Source organism: Aminobacter sp. P4_H6_2, from assembly GCF_056400805.1.
The window spans coordinates 1-1187 of sequence record NZ_JBFUKO010001008.1; the positions used below are offsets into that span (position 1 = coordinate 1).

Here is a 1187-nt window from a genome sequence, read left to right on the forward strand (position 1 = left end):
CATCACGAACACCCGGTCGGCAAGATAAACGGCTTCGCGCAGATCGTGGGTCACCAGGATCACGGTGAAACCCTTGGCCTGGTGCAGGTCGCGGATCACGCCCCAAAGCTCCTCGCGGGTGAATGCATCGAGCGCACCGAACGGCTCGTCGAGCATCATCAGCCCTGGTTCGTGGATCAGCGCCCGACACAGATTGGCGCGTTGCTGCATGCCACCCGAAAGCTGCCAGGGGAATTTTGAGCCAAAGCCTTTGAGTCCGACCAGAGCCAGCATCGCTTCAGCTCGAGCAACGTATTCGGCCCGATGCTTCTTCAGCCGCTCGCGATATGGCGAGACGATCTCGAGCGGCAGGTGGACTTCGAGCGGCCGCGGCCGCTCGACCTGACCTATTCGCCGGAGTTCAACGGCATCGTGCACGAGCTTCGCGAGACGATCGCGCAGGCGCGTGCTGACGCGCCGCAGATCGGCGCGACGTAACATCTCCCTGCCGGCGTCGCTTGCAGTTTTCGCAGTAGGCGAAAGCAACGGCTCCGGCAGAAGGTGCGGTTCTATCCATTTGGGGCGTCGGAAAACATATCCGATGTCAACGATGGTGCGTATGCTAGGTATTAATTGGTTCTGTTTTCGAATATATTCGTTCTATACTTGAAAAAAGACTTTCAATTCGCTTTTCGCTGAGTTAGAAAAAATCATTGTCAGTAGAAGCAACAAGCCGCGTTTCGGTCGCTAGATACGCGAAAAATCCGGTCGGGAATTGCTGGCAAGCGATCGCGTAGACCGCAGCCCGACGGAGCTTTCTGACCATCGCCTTCAGCAAGTATCGCCGGACTCCGGGCAGCGTCGCTCACGGCTCAGCCGTGTTGCGGAACGACGTCAACTTTGGAGACGACTGATGATTATCGACATTAGCTGCTATCCCACCAAGCTGGTGGACTTGGCGTGGCGGCACGATGGCGAGCCGTTCACGGGTGAGCGCCTCATCAAGATGATGGATGGGCCCTACTACGTAAACGGCAAGCCGCGCCGCATCGACAAGGCCTTTATCCAGCCGCCGCAAGGCAACACCATCTACACCCACGGTCATGGCGACCTTACCGGCAAGGCGGCCATTCGCGACTACATGTCCTACACGGTCGACCTCGTGCAGCGCTATCCTGACCGCTTCTTGGGCTGCTTCGTCTACAACC

1 protein-coding gene and 1 pseudogene are annotated in these 1187 nt (G+C 58.1%); one reads left to right on the plus strand and one right to left on the minus strand.

Features of this window, described 5'->3' with window-relative positions; translation table 11 throughout:
* A partial coding sequence (locus AC1DUU_RS32510) for an ATP-binding cassette domain-containing protein (RefSeq protein WP_476787401.1) occupies positions 1-480 on the minus strand: 480 nt, incomplete at its 3' end.
* Positions 481-892: 412 nt separating this feature from the next.
* On the opposite strand from AC1DUU_RS32510, the pseudogene AC1DUU_RS32515 reads away from it, so the two are divergent.
* Positions 893-1187, plus strand: a pseudogene (locus tag AC1DUU_RS32515) (amidohydrolase family protein); the annotation flags it as partial.